Below are 18,108 nucleotides of genomic sequence, written 5' to 3' on the forward strand. Positions count from 1 at the left end.
CCGGCGGAGACGGGCGCATCGGCGTCCGCGCCCACGTGCATGCGGTGCTTCACCTCGGCGTAGCGCCTGGCGGCCTCGGGCTCGGGAGAGACGAGCGACACCACCCAGCCCACGAAGAAGGACAGCGGCATGGTGATGATGCCCGGATTCTTCAGCGGGAAGAGCGCCTCCTTGTGGCCCAGCAGGTCCACCTGCACCGTGGGCGACAGGAAGATGAGCAGCACCGCGCTCACCGAGCCGGTGATCATGCTCGCCACCGCGCCGCGCGTGGTGAAGCCCTTCCAGGCCATGGACAGCAGCAGGGCGGGGAAGTTGGCGCTCGCGGCGATGGCGAAGGCCAGGCCCACCATGAAGGCCACGTTCTGCCCCTTGAAGAGGACGCCCAGGATGATGGCGAGAATCCCCAGTCCCAGGCTGGCCAGCTTCGCCACGCGCAGCTGCTCGCGCTCGGGCGAGGTGCCCTTGCGCACCACGTGCGTCCACAGGTCGTGGGAGAGCGCCGCCGCGCCCGACAGCGTCAGTCCGGCCACCACCGCGAGAATGGTCGCGAAGGCCACCGCGCAGATGAAGCCCAGGAAGGGCGTGCCGCCCAGGGCCTCGGCGAGCATGGGTGCCGCCATGTTGCCGCCCTTGTCCACGCCAGTGAGCGCCGCGCGGCCCACCAGCACCGAGGCGCCGAAGCCGAGGATGAACGTCACCAGGTAGAAGTAGCCGATGAGGCCCGTGGCGTAGAACACGGAGCTGCGCGCCGCCTTGGCGTTGGGCACCGTGTAGAAGCGCATGAGGATGTGCGGCAGGCCCGCCGTGCCGAACATCAGCGCCAGGCCCAGCGACACCGCCTCGAGCGGGCTCGACACCAGCTTGCCCGGCGCCAGCACCTCGGGGCCGTAGCGGTTGGCCGCCTCGCTGAAGAGCTCCAGCGGGCTGAAGTGGAACTTCATCAGCACCATGATGGCCAGCGCGGTGGCGCCCAGCAGCAGCAGCACCGCCTTGACGATCTGCACCCACGTGGTGGCGATCATCCCGCCGAAGAGCACGTACAGGATCATCACCACGCCGACGAGGCCCACGGCCACCTCGTAGGACAGGCCGAACATCATGCGGATGATGTTGCCGGCGCCCACCATCTGGGCAATCAGGTAGAAGCTCACCACGGTGAGCGTGCCCACGGCGGCGGAGATGCGCACCGGCGTCTGTTTGAGCCGGTAGGCCACCACGTCCGCGAAGGTGTACTTGCCCAGGTTGCGCAGCGGCTCGGCGATGAGGAACGTCACCACCGGCCAGCCCACCAGCCAGCCCACCGAGTAGATGAGGCCATCGAAGCCCGAGAGCGCCACCAGGCCGGCGATGCCCAGGAAGCTCGCGGCGCTCATGAAGTCACCCGCGAGCGCGAAGCCGTTCTGCATCGCGGTGACTCCGCCACCGGCGGCGAAGAACTCGGAGGTCGTCTTCGTCTTGCGCGCCGCCCACCAGGTGATGGCGAGCGTGAGGCCCACGAAGATGACGAAGAAGGCGATGGCGACGGTGTTCGGCTCGCCAATGGAAGTCGTTGCCTGCTGAGGATTCATTCGCGTGGCTCCGGGTTCAGCGGCGGAACTGGTGGAGGGCCTTGTCGTAGTGGTTGTTGGCCCACCAGACGTAGATGCCGGTCAACACCCAGGCGGAGACGATGACGAGCGCGCCCAGCAGGATGCCGAGGGACAGCCCCGGGGCGAGCTGCTGGCCCATGAGCGGCTTGTCGAAAGCGACGAGCAGGATGAAACCGAAATAGGAAATGAGCGTGCCGGCGGTGAGCACGGCGGCCACGCGCCAGCGCGCCGCCGCCAGGGCTTCGAGCTCATCGGCCTTGGATTTCTGGGACATGGTGCAGGGGTCTCCTTGGGTAGCGGGGAAGGTCAGTAGAAGAGCTGCAGTTGCGCGGTGCCGGCCACGCTGGTGGTGGTGTCCGCGGCGGCCGTGGCGGTGGCGGGCACCTGCTGGCGGGTGATGGCCACCTCGGCCTTGACGTTGAAGGTGTGCTTCATCACCCAGACGTTGAACCCCGGCCGGAACGACAGGAAGTCCGTGTCGGCCACGTCCGCGTTGAAGTACTCGGCGGAGAAGAGGGGCTCGATGATGCCGATGCGGTAGCCCACCTCCCCGAAGAGGCCGAAGCCGCTGGTGGTGTTCTCCCGGCCCTGCCAGTAGCGGAAGGCGTTCGTCTGGAAGAGGAGCTCCTGGTCGTTGGCGAGCGGGTAGTCGAGGAAGACGTCCGCGCCCACGTTCACGTCGTCCCGCTCCGTGCCCGCCGACAGCACCGAGCGCGGCTGGTAGTCCGCGCCCACGCCCACCGACAGCTTCGGCTGGTCCGCGAAGTAGATGCCGTTGAAGAAGAAGCCGTCCTCGGTGCCCAGCAGGTTGTAGCGGACGTGGGCCACCACGCGGGGAATGTCGTGCGGGTTGACCTCGGCGACGGGAGGCGTGGCGGTGGGGTTGGCCGCCTGCCCTTCGATGCCGTTGAAGACGCCCAGGCGGTAGTGCAGCGCCCCGAGGAAGCCGCGCACCTGCACTCCGGCGTCACGCCAGATCTTCCCCTCGTTCGTGGGGAAGCGCACCAGCGAGGCGTGGTAGTCCAGCGTGTTGAGCGTGGTGGCGCCCTGCAGCGAGTGGTGGGTGAAGGGCGCGAGCATCATGCCCGCGTCGATCCACAGCACGTTCCCCGTGGTGAGGAGCTTCACCGAGGCGAAGGCATCCTGGACGAAGAAGGCCGGGTTCCAGTTGCCGTCGCGCCCGAGGTTGGGCTGGTCCGTCTCGATGAAGAAGGAGATGCGCTCGGTGACGTTGCCCGAGACGATGAGCCGCACCCGGCGCAGGAAGAAGTCCGTGCCCACGTTGCCCGCGGGCGCGCCCCCCTTGGAGAGCTGCGTCCAGGGTTGCACCAGCACGCCGACATTCAGCGTGGCCGGGCCTTCACCGAGCGGAATCTTCGCGGCGCGAGCGGAGCCAGGGAGGACGAGGGCCGCCATCGCGGCCAGGAGGACGACGAGGGACGGGGACAGGGGCAGAGTGTGGGTTCGCACGCGAGCCTCCATGAGCAACGCTCATTCCAGCGCGCAGCATGAATGTTCTCGCGGGCCTGGCCTCCGCCACGCCACTCAGATGTTTCGAAAGGTAACCCTCCCCCTCACCCGGGTAACGCAGGTAACACTTTTCAGCCCCTCGGCCCTCCGCCCGCGAGGGGCAGCTCGATGACGAAGGTGGCGCCCTGGCCCGGACCGGGGCTGGCGCACGTGAGCGAGCCTCCCATCTCCCCGGCCGCCAGCGCGCTGATGTGCAGGCCGAAGCCGTGCCCGTCCTTCTTCGTGGTGAAGCCCTGGGTGAAGAGGCGCGCGCGGTGCTCCGGGTGGATGCCCACGCCATTGTCCGTCACCTCGATGCGCAGCCGCCCCTCGAGGTTCAGCCTCACGCGCACGCAAATGCGCTTGTCCGGCTGGGAGCTGTCGAGCAGCGCGTGCCGGGCATTGCTCAGCAGGTTGATGAGGATTTGCAGCAGCTTGTGCCGGTCCACCGAGAGGAAGGGCACCGCCGCGTAGTCCGTGCGCACGTGGATGCCCACGCGCTCGAAGGACACCGAGTGCAGCCGCAGGGCGTCATCCAGCAGCTGCGTCACCGAAATCTGCTCCACCACCCCGGCCACGCGCGCGTGCGCCTGCTGCATGCTCACCACGGCCTTGATGTGCTCGATGCTCTGCACGAGCGTCTGCGCCTCGGACAGCAGCGCGGCCTGCTCGGTGGCGAGCTGCTGCGCCAGCGTCTCGAGGTAGGCCGGAAACCGCTGGCCTCGCGAGTCCCGGGTGAAGAAGGAGGCCAGGTCGCCCGTGTGCTCGCGCAGCAGCGCCGAGGCCTTCGCCACGCCGGACACCCGCAGGCAGCGCAGCCGCTCGGAGACGAGCCCCGCGGACACGTTCACGCTGTTGAGCGTGTTGCCCACGTTGTGGAGGATGCCGGTGGCCATCTCCGCCATGCCCGCCTGGCGCGACACGTCCAGCAGGCTGCGGTGCAGCTCGCCCAGCCTCGCCTCGGCCTCCTTGAGCGCGGTGATGTCCCGGCCGAAGAGCGTCATGCCCACCGGGCGCCGCGCCGGCCCGAGGATGGGATTGAGGCTGAGGTCCATCACCCGCTTGCGGCCCTCCAGCATCAGGTCCACCTGGAAGCGCAGACGCTCGCCGCCCAGCGCCTGCCCCGCCCGCTCCTTCCAGCGCGCGCGCTGCTCCGGCGCGAGCCCATCGAAGAGGGTGCCCCCCCGGAGTGGCTCTCCACCGAAGAGCTGGCGGCACAGCTCCGAGCCCGCCGCGTTGAAGGCGATGACCCGCCCCCTCGCGTCGAGTGAGCACACCGGATCATCCGTGCTCTCCACGAGGCTGATGAGCTTGGCCTCGCTCTCGCGCAGCGTCTTCAGGACGTGCTCGAGCGTCGCGTGGGCCTCGTCCCGCGAGGTGAGGAACATCCAGCTCACCAGCCACCCGCCCAGCAGGAAGAGCGCGGAGGAGTGGTTGAGCGCGGGGCCATTGGGAGGAGGGAAGAGGTGCGGGTGGACGAGCGCCATGTTCGCGGCGGCGAGCAGGGTGAAGAACAGGCCCCAGCGCACGCCGAGCAGGTACACGGTGAGCATCGGCACGAGCATGGTCATGGCGCTCACGGCCACGGCCTGCGTGCCCGCGAGCCAGGACTCGGCGCAGATGGCGGCCACCACGAGGAAGCACAGCCCCCACGCCGGTACCTGGATGGAGGTGGCATGGCGCAGCCACCCCAGCGTCCCCGAGAAGAACACCAGACACGAGAGGTGGACGGCGCCGGTACGCAGCGGCTCGGGGCTCACGCGCACGTAGAAGAAGAGGACGAGTAGATCGAAGAGCAGCAGCATCCCGAGGATGCCCACCAGCAGGCGGCCCCGGCTGAGCTCCACGGGAGAGGCCTTGCGCAGGGACTCGGAGAGACACGTGTCCAGCCGCGCGAGCACCCAGCCCCACGGGCCCCGGTGCGACAGCGCGGGAAGGGACGTCTGCGACGGCCTGAGCTCGGGCAGCCTGGCTTCCAGGGTGGACGTGACGGGCATGGGTAGGGCTCCCGCGCTTTCCTCGTTCTCCGGAATGCGCCTGGATGGCCAGGAGAGCACGAGCATCCGCGCCTGGGTTTCCGTCCCGTGACTTCCGTCCGTGGAGACGTCGTGGGTCCAACATGCTCTGTCACGGCGCCGTAATCCTGTTCGGCAGGAGGCACTGGCTACGGTGCGGTTTCGTCTCGGAGAAGACACCGGGAGGACGCGTGCACGGGTGGCTCGCGGCGGGAAGGCCCGCGCACGGCGCGCGAAAAAGGTCCGTAGCCCGGATTTTCCCCTCACGGTTCCAAGTAGACGTGCTCCCCGCGCGCGCATGTACACGACGGGGTACTGGGAAAGACTTACGCAGATACGCCACCTCACCTGGTGGTTCTGGAGTGAGTCTTTGGAAGGGATTGCCCGGCTGCCTGGGAGATGTTCATCGCCTCCACCGCCGAGCGCACCGTGGCGTAGCTCGTCATGATGAGCACCGGCACGCCCGGCGCCTTGGCGATGACATCCGCGCCCGGCGCTCCCGGCAGCCGCAGGTCGCTCAGGATGAGCTCGAACGAGTCCAGCTCGTAATCCGTCTCGGCCTCGTGCACCGCGCCGGCCTCGGCCACGTCGTGTCCCGCGCGCGTCAGCAGGCGCCGCAGCTCGCTCCTTGGGGGCGGAGCGACACACTCGGAAGGCTTGACCGAGAGGGTAGTCCCCGCGCCCCGTCCTCTGTCCACTTCCAAACGGAATGACGGAGTGCGTCATCGAGGAGACGGCCGCCCGGCAGGACTCCGCGAGTCACCCAGCGCATGAACACGGATTCGTCGGTGGCACCCGGCGCGCACCGGCGTTATCCGGCCGCGATCTCGAACAGGGACCCCCCACCATGCGAATCCTCTTCACGACCCTTCCCGGCTCCGGCCACTTCCATCCACTCGTCCCCGTCGCGCAGGCGCTCCAGCAGGCGGGTCACGAGGTCGCCTTCGCCAGCGGAGAGCCAATCCAGAAGCAGGTGGAGGCCAAGGGCTTCCGCTTCTTCCGCGCCGGAGGTGAGTTTCAGCAGATGGGGGGCCCGGACGGGATGGCGAAGCGGGCGGAGAGCATCATGCGCATGCCGCCCGAGGCCCGCCGCGAGCACATGGCCAACATGTTCGGCGGCCACTTCGCGCGGATGATGGCGCCGGACGTGGTGGCGCTCGCGTCCGGCTGGCGTCCGGACCTCCTCGTGCGCGACTCGATGGAGTTCGGTGGAGCCATCGCGGCCGAGCACCTCGGCATCCCGCACGCCTCCATCCAGGTGGGCGCCGCGCTGCCCCAGGATTACGCGCACCCGCTGATGGTGGCCCGGCTCAACGAGGTGCGGGCCACGTTGGGCCTGCCGCCGGACCCCGAGCAGCGCGCGCTCTACCCGTACCTGCACCTGTGCTTCGTGCCGCCGCACTACCTCGGGGGCACGCTGCCCGCGACGGCGCACTTCTTCCAGCCGGCCATCTTCGACCAGTCCGGTGACGAGCGGCTGCCCGCGTGGGCCTCGCAGCTCGGGCAGAACGGGCGGCCGGTGGTGTACGTGACGCTGGGCACGGTCTTCAACAAGGTGGTGCACGTGCTGCGCACCCTCGTGGAGGGCGTGCGCGAGGAGCCGGTGGACGTGGTGGTGACGGTGGGGCGGGACATCGACCCGGCGGCGCTCGGGCCGCAGCCGGCGCACGTGCACGTGGAGCGCTACATCCCCCAGTCGCTGCTCTTCCCCCAGGTGGACCTGGCGATTCTGCACGGCGGCTACAACAGCACCACGGCCGCGCTCGACTTCGGGTTGCCGCTGGTGCTCGTGCCCATCGCCGCCGACCAGCCGATGAACGCCGCGCGGTGCAAGGAATTGGGTGTGGCGCGCGTGGTGGAGCCGCTCTCGATGACGCGCGAGAGCATCCGCGAGGCGGTGCGCGATGTGCTCGACACGCCCTCCTACCGCGAGAACGCGCGGCGCTTCCAGCGCGAGGCCCGGGCGTTGCCGGGAATGGCTCGCGCGGTGGAACTGCTGGAGAAGCTCGCGAAGGAGAAGACGCCGCAGCTCCGGGCGTGAGCGCCGCTACCCGAGGGCCCGAGGGTCCATCGCCTCGGGAGCACGACGGTGAAGGTGGTGCCGGCGCCGGGCTGGCTGTCCACCTCCAGCGTGCCGCCGTGCCTCCAGCGCGTAGGCGAGCGGGTGCTGGGTGATGCGCGAGGGGATGCGCCCGCGCTCGGCGGCGTAGGCGATGAGGAAGAGCACCAGCAGGTAGGCGAGGGAGGGGACTTCATCGCGTGCTCAGTCCTGGAGGCCCACCTGGGCCATCAGCAGCGGCCGAGCCTCCTGGTACGCCCGCGCCACCGCGCTCAGCAGCTCGGCCGCGCCGTCCAGACGCGGGCCGCGCGCGAGGTTCTCCAAGTCCTTGCAGTGCATGCGCACGCGCATCATCCCGAACATCCCGCTGCTCGTCGCCAGGCCATGGGCCTCGTGCGCCAGCAGCGCGGCATTACCCGTGGCGAGCAGCTCGTGCATCCGGCCGATGCGCTGGGGCGTGCGGTCCAGATAGCCGCGCGCCATGTTCGCCACGAGGTGTGGATCCTCCTCGTCCTGAAGCACGCGCAGCTTCTCCAGTTGTCGGACGTCCATCGCGAGGGCTTGCGGCTCCATGGGGCGCATTGTGCCTGATTTCAGCGGCAGCCAGGAGGGCGAGGGGTTCCGGGCTCCTCTACCCAGGGGTGTACCCGGGGGCCAGTGTCGTACCCCTTGTACGGTGCCTACCCTTTTGCGAACCCCACAGTGGGTGAACTCCGCAGGAGGGTGCGTGATGAAGAATTTCAAGTTCCTGGTGGTGGGTGCGTTGGCTTCGGCGCTGTGTCTGGCGCCGGGGTGCAAGTCGGGCGATCAGTCCGGGAATCAGCAGGGCATGGGCGGCACGGGCGACGTCGGGACCTCGGGCTCGGACATGGGCACGGGTGGCTCGGGGACCACGGGCACGGGCTCGGACATGGGCACGGGCGGCTCGGGCGCGAAGGGCACCAAGGGAACCAAGGGCGGCCATGACGCAGGTACCGGCACCGGCACGACGGGCGGCGGAACGGGTACCGGGACGACGGGCGGCGGAACGGGTACCGGGACGACGGGCGGCGGCGCCGGGACGACGGGCGGCGGCACGGGCTCCGGTACCGGCACGATGGGGGGCGGCACGGGCTCCGGCACGACGGGCGGCACGACGGGCGGCGGCGCCGCTGGAACGACGGGCGGTGGCACCGGCACGACCGGTGGCAGCACGGGGGCGGGCTCGGGCTCGGGTACTCGCTCGGGTGGTGGAACCGGAAGCACGGGAACCGGCAGCGGCTCGACCACGGGCCACTGAGACGTTCGGTAGTCTGAAATGAAGAGGGCTCCGGGGGAGGGAAGACCCGGGGCCCATCCGCGCTCAGCGGCAGCCTGGCCTCACCGCCCGTGCGCGAGCACCACCACCTGCGTGTCCGGCTCCTCGGGCACCGGCGTGTCGCGCGGAGGGTTGAGCCAGGCGTCCTCGCTGCCTCCGACGTCGCCTTCTTCCAGGCGCTGGCGGGCGATCTCCCGTTCGTGGCCTCGGCTGCGCGGATCCGGGTAGAAGCCGATGGCGATCTCCCCGCGCGCCCGCGCGTTGGCCATGACATCGGCGAAGGTGGCGGCGCGATCCGGGAGTTGGACCTGGCGCGGGCGCAGGTGCACCGTGACGCCCCCGGGCGAGAGCAACTCCCGGTACACCGAGGCCACGTCGGAATCGAGCACCGACTGCGCGAGCAGCATCGCCACCACGTCGCTGGACACCACGCAGTCTCCGCGCCGGGGGACGATGTGCATGGCGGAGCGGGGGTCTCTCACTTCCGTCACCACGCGCCGGGCGCGGTTGCCGCTCACCTTCATGCCGTGGCGCAGCCGCAGCAGCATCGCGAGGGCGCTCGCGTCGCCGTTCTCGTCGTGCGCGTCCTCGTCGCCGAGGATGACCACCGCGTCCGCGCTGCACATCTCGTGTTTGCCGTGGTGCGCGAGCTTCGCGGGCGGGCGGGAGTCGCACTCGAAGCGCACGCGCCGGGCCTGCTCGCGCTCGTGCTCGACCAGACGGGTCGCCTCCTCGGATTGAGCTCCGGCCACCACCCGGACGTGGGAGCCCTCGGGCAGGCCGTCCTCCAGCTCGCGCAGGAGGTGATGCAGGGTGTGGTTGTAGCCCACGACGCAGACGTTCTGCGGGACGGGGCTGGGGATGGAGCCGGCGGTGGGCAACAGGGGCGTGGGCAGCGTGCCGCCCGTGCGCCAGCGGTGCTTCCCGCTCGAGAGGACGATGAGCCGGTCTCCACGCTGGAGCCGCTCCACCTGGTCGGGCATGGGGCACAGCCATGTCCTGCCCGCCGCCGTCTGGACGCCGACCACGATGGCGTCCACCACGGCCGCGTGCGCGTCGTCGAAGCCGTGGCCCTCGAGCTCCGCGGGGAGCGGGTCCATGTAGAGCTCGCACCCGTCGAAGGCGAGCAGGTGGCGGAGGACGAAGTAGAGGCCGTCCTGCCGGGTGCTCTGGGCCAGAATCCCCGCGATGACCTCGTCCGAGGCGACGATGTCGAGCGAGAGCATGCCTGGGCCGGACAGGTCCCGCTCACCCGCGAGCGAGAGCAGCTCCCGGGCCTCGGTGCGCCGGGCCTCGACGATGACGCGCCCGTGGAAGCCCTCCTCGACGATGCGGTGCAGGGCCAGCAGGGTGGACAACGTCCACTCCACGGAGTCCTCGTCGGACAGGCTCGCGGGAGGCGTGACGATGACGGCGCGGGCGCGCTGGGCCGCCACGCGCAGCAGGGCCTGCTCGTTGCGAGGGTCTCCGGTGCGCACCACGGTGCGCAGGCGGTGGTTGGGCACATGGCGCGCCGGTTTCAGGGCGACGTCGATGCGGTCCTTGTCCTCGAGGGCGAGCACCACCAGCGTGCAGCGCTGCCCCGAGCGGGCGATCTCCCGCGCCACCAGCGCCACGTTCGGGTCGTAGCCGAGGCACAGCACGTGGCCGCGCTCCACCACCGGGTTGAGGCCCGAGCGCAGATCGTCGATGCGCTCGCCCATCTTGGACGTCAGCGCCGCGGTGAGCAGCGACACGGCGAAGACGCCGGTGCAGGTGGCCCCGAGCGCCAGCAGGCGGCGGTAGGGGGGATCCATCACCATGGTTCCACCGTCGAGGAAGTGGGTGACGGTCCACCAGAGGGCCTCGGTGCCATTGGGGATGGTGGTGTCGCGAGGGTGTACCGCGAGCTCGAGCCAGGCGAACGCGCCGACGAGGACGGCGGTGAGCAGGAAGAGCACGCCCACCTGCACGAGTGGCGGGAGGGTGAGGAGTTGATCCAACCGGTAGATGACCCACGCGCGCGCCGAGCGCCCGGCGCGCTGAAACAGCCTGGACTCCATGGAGCCCTACGCTACCACTCCTGACTCCGCGCCGGTCCCGGGCGGACCGGGGTAGAGGACCTGCCGGCCATGCAGCTCGGCGAAGGGCGTGAGCTTGTGGGGCTCGGCGCGGGTGCGGCTGGAGATGTGCAGCACCACCACGCCCCGTGCGTACAGCGCATCCGACACGAGCGAGCGGTGACACCGCCAGCGCACCGCCTCGGCGCACATGAGGGCGAGCGGCCCGTCCGGAGTGAGCTCCCGCAGCTCCTCGAGTCCCCGCGCGAACTCGTCCGTCTGCATGTAGTCCGCATAGCCTCGGAAGCTGGCGTTGCGCCACGCGGTGTTGGGCGAGTCCTGGCTCGTGCGCCGAAGCCCTCCGAGCCGGGGCAGGTGCACGTAGCGGAGGTCCGCCTTCGCGAGCGTCCGGGGCAGGGTGTCCCGGTTGAACTGGGGATTGGTCCGCGAGCGAGGCACCGTGCGGATGTCCACGAGCGTCTGGATGCCGTGGGCTTGCAGCAGCTCCACGAATTCCCCGGCCGGGCGCGTGGAATGGCCCACCGAGTAGATGCGCGCCTTGCCCCATCCCGGTGCCTTCCGTATGGGCCGCTCCGTGTTCATGGCCAGGGTCCTCCGTGGTGGGAAGGTGGGCACGGAGACAGACGGACGGAAGGGACGGGCGAGCGGGCGGCCAGGGCGGCGGGTTACCTGGACGTGCTCCCGCGCCAGGGGCGGCGTACCGGGTCCTTTACAGCGGTGCGTGACTGGTGGCACACCGCACCCGCCGCAACACACGGGAGCGTCACATGATCAAACGCGTGAAGTTCGTTGGACTCACGGTCAAGGACTTCGACAAGGCCCTCGACTTCTACACGAACAAGCTGGGCTTCGAGGTGCACACGAATCAGCCGGCGGGGCCGGGCCGGTGGATCGAGCTGCGGATTCCCGGTGCGGACACCCAGGTGGTCATCAGTCCCTTCGGCCCGCCGCCGGACGGGAAGAGCCAGGTGCCCGGCGTGGTGTTCGCCGTGGATGACCTCGACGCCACCTACGAGGAGCTGAAGAAGAAGGGCGTCGAGTTCACCCAGCCCCCCAAGAAGGAAGCGTGGGGCTCGAGCGCCATGTTCCGGGATCCGGACGGCAACCTCGTCCTGCTCAGCACGATGTAGGGGCCCACGGCCGTCCAATGCCAGACGGGCGGTGGCGCGCCGTTACCGCCCTCGGACACTCACGTCCTCGGGCCCATGGGGCGCGGTGTCCCTTCGTGACAGGTTCCCGCGCGCCCATTGGCCGCTGGCCGTGCTCAGGTGAGGTGACCATGTCTCGCAGGACGTTCCGCCGTGCCTTCGCTGGTCTGCTGCTCGCCGTCCCCGCGCTCGCGCTGTCCGGCTGCGACACCTCGGGCGACAATTGCGAGGGCAGGAGCTCGACGTACGACGAGACGTTCTTCGTGGCCAATCTCCGCCGGGCGGACGGCACGAAGCCTCCGCCGGACACCTCGTGCGAGGAGCTGTGCTTCCTCGCCGCCGGCTACGAGCAGGTGCCGTGCCGGGTCGACTCCGCGGGCACGCCCGACGCGTCGGTGACGTGCACCGTCCACTTCGTCTGCGAGGAGTAGTCACTCGAGGCGCACGCGCGCGCCCCGGCCCACCCCGAGCACCGCGGCCGCGCTGCCATCCCGCACGGACACCTCCAGCAGCCCCGCGCTTCCCACCAGGGCCAGCAGCCCACCGGACGCGACGACCTGGTAGTGCGCATGCGGGGCGCCCTCGATGACGGTGTTCCCGACGTGCACGCGGAAGCGCACCGGCAGCATCGCTCCCGGGAGGTTGGTGATGAGGTTGCCGTAGGTGTCCACGTGGAGCACCTCGCCCACCGGGCACCCGTCCTCTTCGTGGGGGGTTGGGAAGGAGAAGGGCCTCTCCAGGTGGTGCAGCGCGCGGCCGAGCTTCTCCAGCGCCACACCCGCCGCCAGGTGTCCCACCACGGGGGCGAACTTGTCCCGCCCGTGGAAGGTCCGCGACTGCCGCGGCCCCCAGTATTCCGGCGCGGTCAGCTCGACGGCCAGGTCCTGCCCCCCGAGTTGCTCGAGGGCCGGTACCAGCAACCCGTTGTCCGGCCCCACCAGCACATCTCCCCGCAGCGACCGCACCGCCACGGCGCGCCGTGTCGAGCCCACGCCCGGGTCCACCACCGCCAGGTGCAGCGAGCCCTCGGGGAAGGCCTCCACCGCGCTCCACAGCAGGAAGGCCCCTCCCGTCACGTCCTGCGGGGGCACCGCATGCGTCAGGTCCACGAGGGAAACGCCCGGGGCGACCCGGAGGATCGCCGCCTTCATCTGGCCCACGTAGGTGTCCGTCAGGCCGAAATCCGTGAGCAGGCTGATGGTTGGAGGCATCGCGTCAGGAGGATAGCCGCACCCCCTCCGTTCCTGGAGTGGAGGGGGGCATTCACGTTCAGGGCCCCATCCGCGATAGAACGGGGAGCAGCCCCCAGTCCCCCATGCGCGTCGTCATCCTCGGTTGTGGAGTCTCTGGCCTGTCCTGTGGTGTCCGGCTGCTCGAAGCCGGTCACCCGGTGGAGCTCTGGGCGCGCGAGCTGCCCCCGCATACCACCTCCGATGTCGCGGCGGCCGTCTGGTACCCGTACCGCGCTCATCCGCGGGAGCGTGTCACCGCCTGGGCCGCGCGCACCTTCGAGGAGCTGTGCGTGCTCGCCGGGCAGTCCGGCACCGGCGTCAGGTGCGTGTCCGGCATCGAGCTGCTGCTGTGGCCCGCGCCGGACCCGTGGTGGAAGCCGTGCGTGCCGGGCTTCCGCCGGGCCACCGCGGCGGAGCTGCTCCCGGGCTTCGTGGACGGCTACGTCCTCGAGGCCCCCGTCATCGACATGTCGCGCTACCTGCCGTACCTGCTGGAGCGCTTCCGCCGGCTCGGCGGCTCCGTGCGCCAGCGCGAGGTGCGCTCGCTGGACGAGGCGCTCGAGGCAGCGCCGCTGGTGGTCAACTGCACCGGCCTCGGTTCGCGCGAGCTGCTGGGCGACGAGACACTCTTCCCCATCCGTGGCGAGGTGCTCCGCGTGGCGCCGCCTCCGACGGAGCGCTTCCTCCTCGACGAGCAGGACGAGGCGCGCGGCATGACGTACCTCATTCCCCGCTTCGACGACTGCATCCTCGGCGGCACGGCCGTGGAGGGCAGCTGGTCGCTGGAGCCGGACCCGGCGCAGGCCGAGGCCATCCTCGCGCGCGCGGCGCGGCTGCTGCCCGCGGGCACCCGGCTGCACGTGGTGCAACACCGCGTGGGGCTGCGGCCCGGGCGGCCCTCGGTGCGCCTCGAGCTGGAGCACGTGGCGGGGCGCTCCGTGGTGCACAACTACGGGCACGGGGGCGCGGGCGTGACACTCTCCTGGGGTTGTGCCGAGGAGGTGGCCGCGCTCGTGCGCTCCCTCTCCGCGGGCACCGCCCCTGTCGGACCGGTGAACAATCCTTCGAGCACTGGGAGGACGGATGGAACGTGAACAAGAGAGCCAGGAGCGGTTGCAGTCCGTGCTGAAGTTGCCCGCGGCACGGCGCTACTCGTACTTCCTCCAACGCGTGGTGGAGTCCGGCGAGGTCTGGGGACTCGATGGCGAGGGCTGGGCGCTCGCGCTCGACGACTCCGGCCGGGACGTGCTGCCGCTGTGGCCCGCGCCCGAGTTCGCCGCCCTGTGCGCCAACCGGCTGTGGTCCGGCTTCCAGCCTCGCGCCATGCGGCTGGAGGACCTGTTGGAGAACGTCCTGCCGCAGCTGGAGGAGGAGGGGATGCCGGTGGGCGTCTTCTTCACGCCGGACGGGCACGGCCACCCGGTGACGGCGCGCGAGCTCATCGAGGACCTGCGCACCGCGCGCGGCCCCCTGGCCTGAAACCCAGTGCCCCTGGCTGTCACGCACGTGGCGTGGAGCGGTCGTCGCTCCGCCGCGAGCGGAACGTTGCACCCGCGGATACTTGCGCTCACCTGTAACGCCTTGAAGCGCACCCGGGCGGAGCCTCTAGCTTGCGCGCCATGTCAGGAGACAGCGACAAGACGGTGTATGCGAAGGGAGTGGGCCCCGGCCGTGAGGGAGGCGCGAAGCCCTGGGTGCCGTGGCTGGTGACGGCGCTGGTGCTGCTGCTGGCCGGGGCCGCGGGCTATTTCGGGTACGGGGCGTACTCGGCGCAGAAGGCGCGCGCGGACGAGGCCGAGAAGGCCGCCGCGGACGCCCGGGTGCGGACGGTGGCCACGGAGCAGGCGCGCAAGGCGCTGGAGACGCAGCTGGCCGGGCAGCTCGCGGCGAAGGATCAGAAGCTCACGGCGCTCGAGGACGAGCGCACGCGGCTGTCCACCGAGCGCGAGCAGCTCCAGCAGGCGGTGGCGGAGAAGGACGCCGAGCTCGCGCGCCTCAAGGCCACGTATGAGGACATCGAGCAGAAGCTGAAGTCGGAGATCGCCGACGGGGAAATCCGCGTGTCGCAGGCCGAGGGCCGCATCCAGGTGGACCTGGTGGACAAGATTCTCTTCGACTCGGGAGAGGCGAGCCTGTCGCCGCGCGGGGCCGAGGTGCTGGCGCGGCTGGGCACGGTGCTCGCGAAGGTGGAGAACCGCTCCATCCTCGTGTCGGGCCACACGGACGACGCGCCGCCCTCGCAGCGGCTGGCGGCCACCTATCCGACGAACTGGGAGCTGTCGGTGGCGCGCGCGGTGAACGTGGTGCGCTTCCTCGCGGAGAAGGCCAGCGTGCCGCAGGGCCGGCTGGTGGCCGCGGGCCATGGGGACACCAAACCCGTGGCGAGCAACGCCACGCCCAAGGGCCGCGCCCGCAACCGGCGCATCGAGATCCTCCTCATCCCGGACCTTCCCGCGGGCAAGCAGGGCGAGGTCAAGGCGGCCGCGGCCGCGCCCTGAGCCACGTCTCACCGGGCCCGCGTCACCGGGCCCGCGTCAGGGAGTGCTCGGACGGTGCGGCGGCTGCCTGCGCTTGGACAGGCGGACGGTGACGATCGCGAAGGCGACCGCCGCCACCACGAGCATCGCCACCCAGTACCAGAGCACCGAGCTGTGGAGGACCATCTCGTTCTCACGCGAGGGCCCGCCCTGCGCCAGTGCCACCACGGGCGCGAGCAGGTACAGCATCCAGGCCGGAATCAATTGTGAGGTTTTCATCACCCCGTGAAGTTGGGCACGCGCTCCGGGGGGAACAAGGTCACGGCTCGGGTCCTGCCTGCCCGGCGCCCACCAGGGCGTCCATGGCGCGGAGCGTTACCCGAATGCGGGGTGTCCGTACAAGTCCGTGAATTCACGCAGAGGCCTCGCGTCCATGTCCGGGCGTGCGCCTCGAGCAGGAGCGAGAGGCCCGCGGTGCTCGCACGTTCACGTCTCATTCTCGCGACCACCTGATGTAAAAGAATACCGCCCGCATGTCTGGCCGGCTGTCGCGGACCTGACGGGAGTGCCGAGAACGGGGGGGCGCGACGGACTTCGCCCTCCCGGCCGTGGAGCGCGCTCCCTATAGAGCGCTCCGCGCTTGAACCAAGAGGGTGGGGTACAATGCGGTTTGACAACCAAGTGAAGAGCTGGAGCGGCATCCGCCATCGGATGCTGACGGCCCTGAGCGTGTTGTTGCTCGCGGCTTGCGGTGGCAGCGAACTGTCATCGGATGAGGACAGTGCGAAGGCGGCGCCGGAGTCGATGGCGCCCTCTGCGGTCAGCACGCGCCCGCAGGGCCTGGGCAGCACCAACAAGGTGCTCATCCTGGCCAGTACGGTGACGGGTGGCACCGGCAGCATCGAGGCGCTGGCGGCCAAGGCCAAGGGCTACACGGTGGACGTCGTCTCCGACGCGGCCTGGGCCGCGAAGACCTCGGCGGACTTCGCCTCCTACCGCGCCATCATCCTGGGCGACGCCACGTGCGCCGGCAGCCAGAGCCTGATCCAGCCGGCGCTCAACAACCGGAAGGTCTGGGGCCCGGTCGTCGACGGTAACGTCATCGTCGTGGGCACCGACCCCGTGTACCACGTGGTCAGCCAGGTCACCTCCAACGCGGTCCAGTTCGCCGCCGCGCAGGAGGGCAAGACGGGCGCGTACATCAACCTGAGCTGCTACTACCACGACACCGCGCCCAAGACGGTGGTGGCGGTGCTCGACCCGTTCGGTACCTTCACCGTGACGGGCGTGGGTTGCTACAACGACGCCCACATCGTGGCCACCCACACGGCCCTCAGCGGCCTGACGGACCCGCTGCTGTCCAACTGGGGCTGCTCGGTGCACGAGGCCTTCGACTCCTACCCGGCCGCCAACTTCACCCCGCTCGTCATCGCGAGAGACCCCACGTACGGCTCGCGCCTGCCGGGCTCCAAGGACTTCGCGGATGGCTCGCACGGCGTGCCCTACATCCTGGCGCGCGGCGCGGTGCCGGTGCGCTGTGGCGACGGCACGGTGCAGTACCCCGAGGAGTGTGACACGGGCGCCAGCAACGGCGTGCCCGGCACGGCCTGCTCCTCCATCTGCCGCCTGCACTGGTGCGGTGACAGCAAGCTGGACTCCGGCGAGGAGTGCGACACCGGCGCCGCCAACGGCTCGGGCAACTGCAGCGCTTCGTGCAAGTCCGTCGTCGTGGCCCGTCCTCCGGTGACGAAGTGCAAGGACGTGACGGTGGAGGCCGACAGCCTCGTGTGCGCCGTCATGGCGAGCGTCGACGACGGCACGTATGACCCGGATGGCGATCTGCTGGCCTGCGACCAGTCGCCCAAGAAGTTCGGCATGGGCTCCACCACCGCGACCATCCGGTGCAAGGACGCCACGGGCCTGGAGTCCTCCTGCTCGGCGACGGTGACCGTGGTCGACAACACGCCTCCGAGGATCACCTGCCCGGCCGACGTGGTGACCGAGTGCGTCTCGGGTGGCGCGAACGTGGACCCCGGCTCGGCGTACGGCGCGGACAACTGCAGCATGGCGACGTACACCAGCAGCCGCGGTGCCGGCAGCTTCCCGCTGGGCACCACGACGGTGACGTACACCGGCCGCGACTACACGAACAACGTCTCCACCTGCACCAGCACGGTGACGGTGGCCGACACGATGGCCCCGATTGTCGCGGTGGTGGGCTACGCCTCGCAGACGCTCGAGTGCGGCACTCCCTACGTCGAGACGGGCGCCTCGGCCTTCGACGTCTGCTTCGGTGACCTGAGCTCCGCGGTGACCGTCTCCGGCTCGGTGAACACCAAGGTGGCGGGCACCTATACCCTCACCTATACGGCGCAGGACGCGGCCGGCCACGTCGGCACCGCGACCCGCACGGTGACGGTGGTTCCGGGCGCCTCCGGCACTTGCGAGGACCGCGGTGGCGGCTGGATTCTGACGGGCAGCATGGCCCTGCCGCGCATGCTGCACACGGCCACCCTGCTGGACGACGGCCGGGTGCTGGTGGTGGGCGGCTTCAACTCCACCTCCGAGCTCTACAGCTCCGAGAGCAAGAGCTGGTCGGCCACGGGTAACGCCCTGGCCTCCCACCGTGGCCACACGGCCACGAAGCTGCAGGACGGCCGCGTGCTCGTGACGGGCGGTGGCCAGTGCCCCATCACCAGCGCCACCGCCGAGGTGTACGTGC

General features: G+C 70.3%; 19 protein-coding genes. 8 read left to right on the forward strand and 11 right to left on the reverse strand.

Annotated elements, in window-relative coordinates; genetic code table 11:
* The 5 genes from ACJ8AN_RS39515 to ACJ8AN_RS39535 all read right to left on the reverse strand — a co-directional run.
* Positions 1-1,568 (reverse strand): sodium:solute symporter family transporter (locus ACJ8AN_RS39515; protein WP_407760802.1); only part of this gene is annotated, 1,568 nt, incomplete at its 3' end.
* A gap of 16 nt (positions 1,569-1,584) precedes the next feature.
* Positions 1,585-1,863: a DUF485 domain-containing protein gene (locus ACJ8AN_RS39520; protein WP_407760803.1), complete on the reverse strand. Its 279-nt coding sequence runs from the start codon at positions 1,861-1,863 to the stop codon at positions 1,585-1,587.
* 32 nt (positions 1,864-1,895) lie between these two features.
* Positions 1,896-3,059 carry a hypothetical protein gene (locus ACJ8AN_RS39525; protein WP_407760804.1) on the reverse strand — a complete coding sequence of 388 codons (1,164 nt, stop codon included), beginning with the start codon at positions 3,057-3,059 and terminating at the stop codon, positions 1,896-1,898.
* A gap of 131 nt (positions 3,060-3,190) precedes the next feature.
* Positions 3,191-5,095 (reverse strand): ATP-binding protein, encoded by a 1,905-nt coding sequence (locus ACJ8AN_RS39530; protein ID WP_407760805.1) that lies wholly within the window; start codon positions 5,093-5,095, stop codon positions 3,191-3,193.
* A 362-nt stretch (positions 5,096-5,457) separates the two neighbouring features.
* Complete coding sequence (locus ACJ8AN_RS39535) at positions 5,458-5,811, reverse strand: response regulator (RefSeq protein ID WP_407760806.1); 354 nt, start codon at positions 5,809-5,811, stop codon at positions 5,458-5,460.
* Between the two features lie 149 nt (positions 5,812-5,960).
* On the opposite strand from ACJ8AN_RS39535, the gene ACJ8AN_RS39540 reads away from it, so the two are divergent.
* Positions 5,961-7,154 (forward strand): glycosyltransferase, encoded by a 1,194-nt coding sequence (locus tag ACJ8AN_RS39540; protein ID WP_407760807.1) that lies wholly within the window; start codon positions 5,961-5,963, stop codon positions 7,152-7,154.
* A gap of 6 nt (positions 7,155-7,160) precedes the next feature.
* On the opposite strand, the gene ACJ8AN_RS39545 is transcribed toward ACJ8AN_RS39540, so the two are convergent.
* Positions 7,161-7,340: a hypothetical protein gene (locus ACJ8AN_RS39545; protein WP_407760808.1), complete on the reverse strand. Its 180-nt coding sequence runs from the start codon at positions 7,338-7,340 to the stop codon at positions 7,161-7,163.
* Positions 7,341-7,376: 36 nt separating this feature from the next.
* Positions 7,377-7,724, reverse strand: a complete 348-nt coding sequence (locus ACJ8AN_RS39550) for an Hpt domain-containing protein (protein WP_407760809.1) — start codon at positions 7,722-7,724, stop codon at positions 7,377-7,379.
* A gap of 178 nt (positions 7,725-7,902) precedes the next feature.
* Here ACJ8AN_RS39550 and ACJ8AN_RS39555 point away from each other — a divergent pair, with 178 nt between their 5' ends.
* Positions 7,903-8,451, forward strand: coding sequence for a hypothetical protein (locus ACJ8AN_RS39555; RefSeq protein WP_407760810.1), 549 nt, complete (start codon positions 7,903-7,905; stop codon positions 8,449-8,451).
* 80 nt (positions 8,452-8,531) lie between these two features.
* Here ACJ8AN_RS39555 and ACJ8AN_RS39560 read toward each other — a convergent pair whose 3' ends face one another.
* Positions 8,532-10,511 carry a CASTOR/POLLUX-related putative ion channel gene (locus tag ACJ8AN_RS39560; RefSeq protein ID WP_407760811.1) on the reverse strand — a complete coding sequence of 660 codons (1,980 nt, stop codon included), beginning with the start codon at positions 10,509-10,511 and terminating at the stop codon, positions 8,532-8,534.
* 6 nt (positions 10,512-10,517) lie between these two features.
* A complete protein-coding gene (locus tag ACJ8AN_RS39565; protein ID WP_407760812.1) occupies positions 10,518-11,111 on the reverse strand; it encodes a DUF488 family protein in 594 nt (197 codons plus the stop codon).
* A 185-nt stretch (positions 11,112-11,296) separates the two neighbouring features.
* On the opposite strand from ACJ8AN_RS39565, the gene ACJ8AN_RS39570 reads away from it, so the two are divergent.
* Together ACJ8AN_RS39570 and ACJ8AN_RS39575 are read left to right on the forward strand one after the other, a co-directional pair.
* On the forward strand, positions 11,297-11,659 hold the full coding sequence (locus tag ACJ8AN_RS39570; RefSeq protein ID WP_407760813.1) for a VOC family protein: 363 nt from the start codon (positions 11,297-11,299) through the stop codon (positions 11,657-11,659).
* A gap of 149 nt (positions 11,660-11,808) precedes the next feature.
* Positions 11,809-12,108 carry a hypothetical protein gene (locus tag ACJ8AN_RS39575; protein WP_407760814.1) on the forward strand — a complete coding sequence of 100 codons (300 nt, stop codon included), beginning with the start codon at positions 11,809-11,811 and terminating at the stop codon, positions 12,106-12,108.
* Here the strand turns inward: ACJ8AN_RS39575 and ACJ8AN_RS39580 are convergent, their stop codons facing one another.
* Positions 12,109-12,888 (reverse strand): S-adenosyl-l-methionine hydroxide adenosyltransferase family protein, encoded by a 780-nt coding sequence (locus ACJ8AN_RS39580; protein ID WP_407760815.1) that lies wholly within the window; start codon positions 12,886-12,888, stop codon positions 12,109-12,111.
* Positions 12,889-12,992: 104 nt separating this feature from the next.
* Here ACJ8AN_RS39580 and ACJ8AN_RS39585 point away from each other — a divergent pair, with 104 nt between their 5' ends.
* The 3 genes from ACJ8AN_RS39585 to ACJ8AN_RS39595 all read left to right on the forward strand — a co-directional run bounded on the left by ACJ8AN_RS39585 (position 12,993) and on the right by ACJ8AN_RS39595 (position 15,407).
* The gene (locus tag ACJ8AN_RS39585) at positions 12,993-14,003 is read left to right on the forward strand and encodes an FAD-dependent oxidoreductase (protein WP_407760816.1); all 1,011 of its coding nucleotides are present in this window, start codon (positions 12,993-12,995) and stop codon (positions 14,001-14,003) included.
* The gene (locus tag ACJ8AN_RS39590) at positions 13,993-14,388 is read left to right on the forward strand and encodes a DUF2750 domain-containing protein (protein WP_407760817.1); all 396 of its coding nucleotides are present in this window, start codon (positions 13,993-13,995) and stop codon (positions 14,386-14,388) included. Before ACJ8AN_RS39585 ends, ACJ8AN_RS39590 begins: the two co-directional genes overlap by 11 nt.
* 140 nt (positions 14,389-14,528) lie before the next feature.
* Positions 14,529-15,407, forward strand: a complete 879-nt coding sequence (locus tag ACJ8AN_RS39595) for an OmpA family protein (protein ID WP_407760820.1) — start codon at positions 14,529-14,531, stop codon at positions 15,405-15,407.
* A gap of 36 nt (positions 15,408-15,443) precedes the next feature.
* Here the strand turns inward: ACJ8AN_RS39595 and ACJ8AN_RS39600 are convergent, their stop codons facing one another.
* Positions 15,444-15,665, reverse strand: a complete 222-nt coding sequence (locus ACJ8AN_RS39600; RefSeq protein WP_407760818.1) for a hypothetical protein — start codon at positions 15,663-15,665, stop codon at positions 15,444-15,446.
* Positions 15,666-16,049: 384 nt separating this feature from the next.
* On the opposite strand from ACJ8AN_RS39600, the gene ACJ8AN_RS39605 reads away from it, so the two are divergent.
* Positions 16,050-18,108 (forward strand): immunoglobulin-like domain-containing protein (locus tag ACJ8AN_RS39605; RefSeq protein ID WP_407760819.1); only part of this gene is annotated, 2,059 nt, incomplete at its 3' end.

Origin of the sequence: Archangium sp. (assembly GCF_045802675.1) — a bacterium.
In the GTDB taxonomy this organism is placed as follows: domain Bacteria; phylum Myxococcota; class Myxococcia; order Myxococcales; family Myxococcaceae; genus Archangium.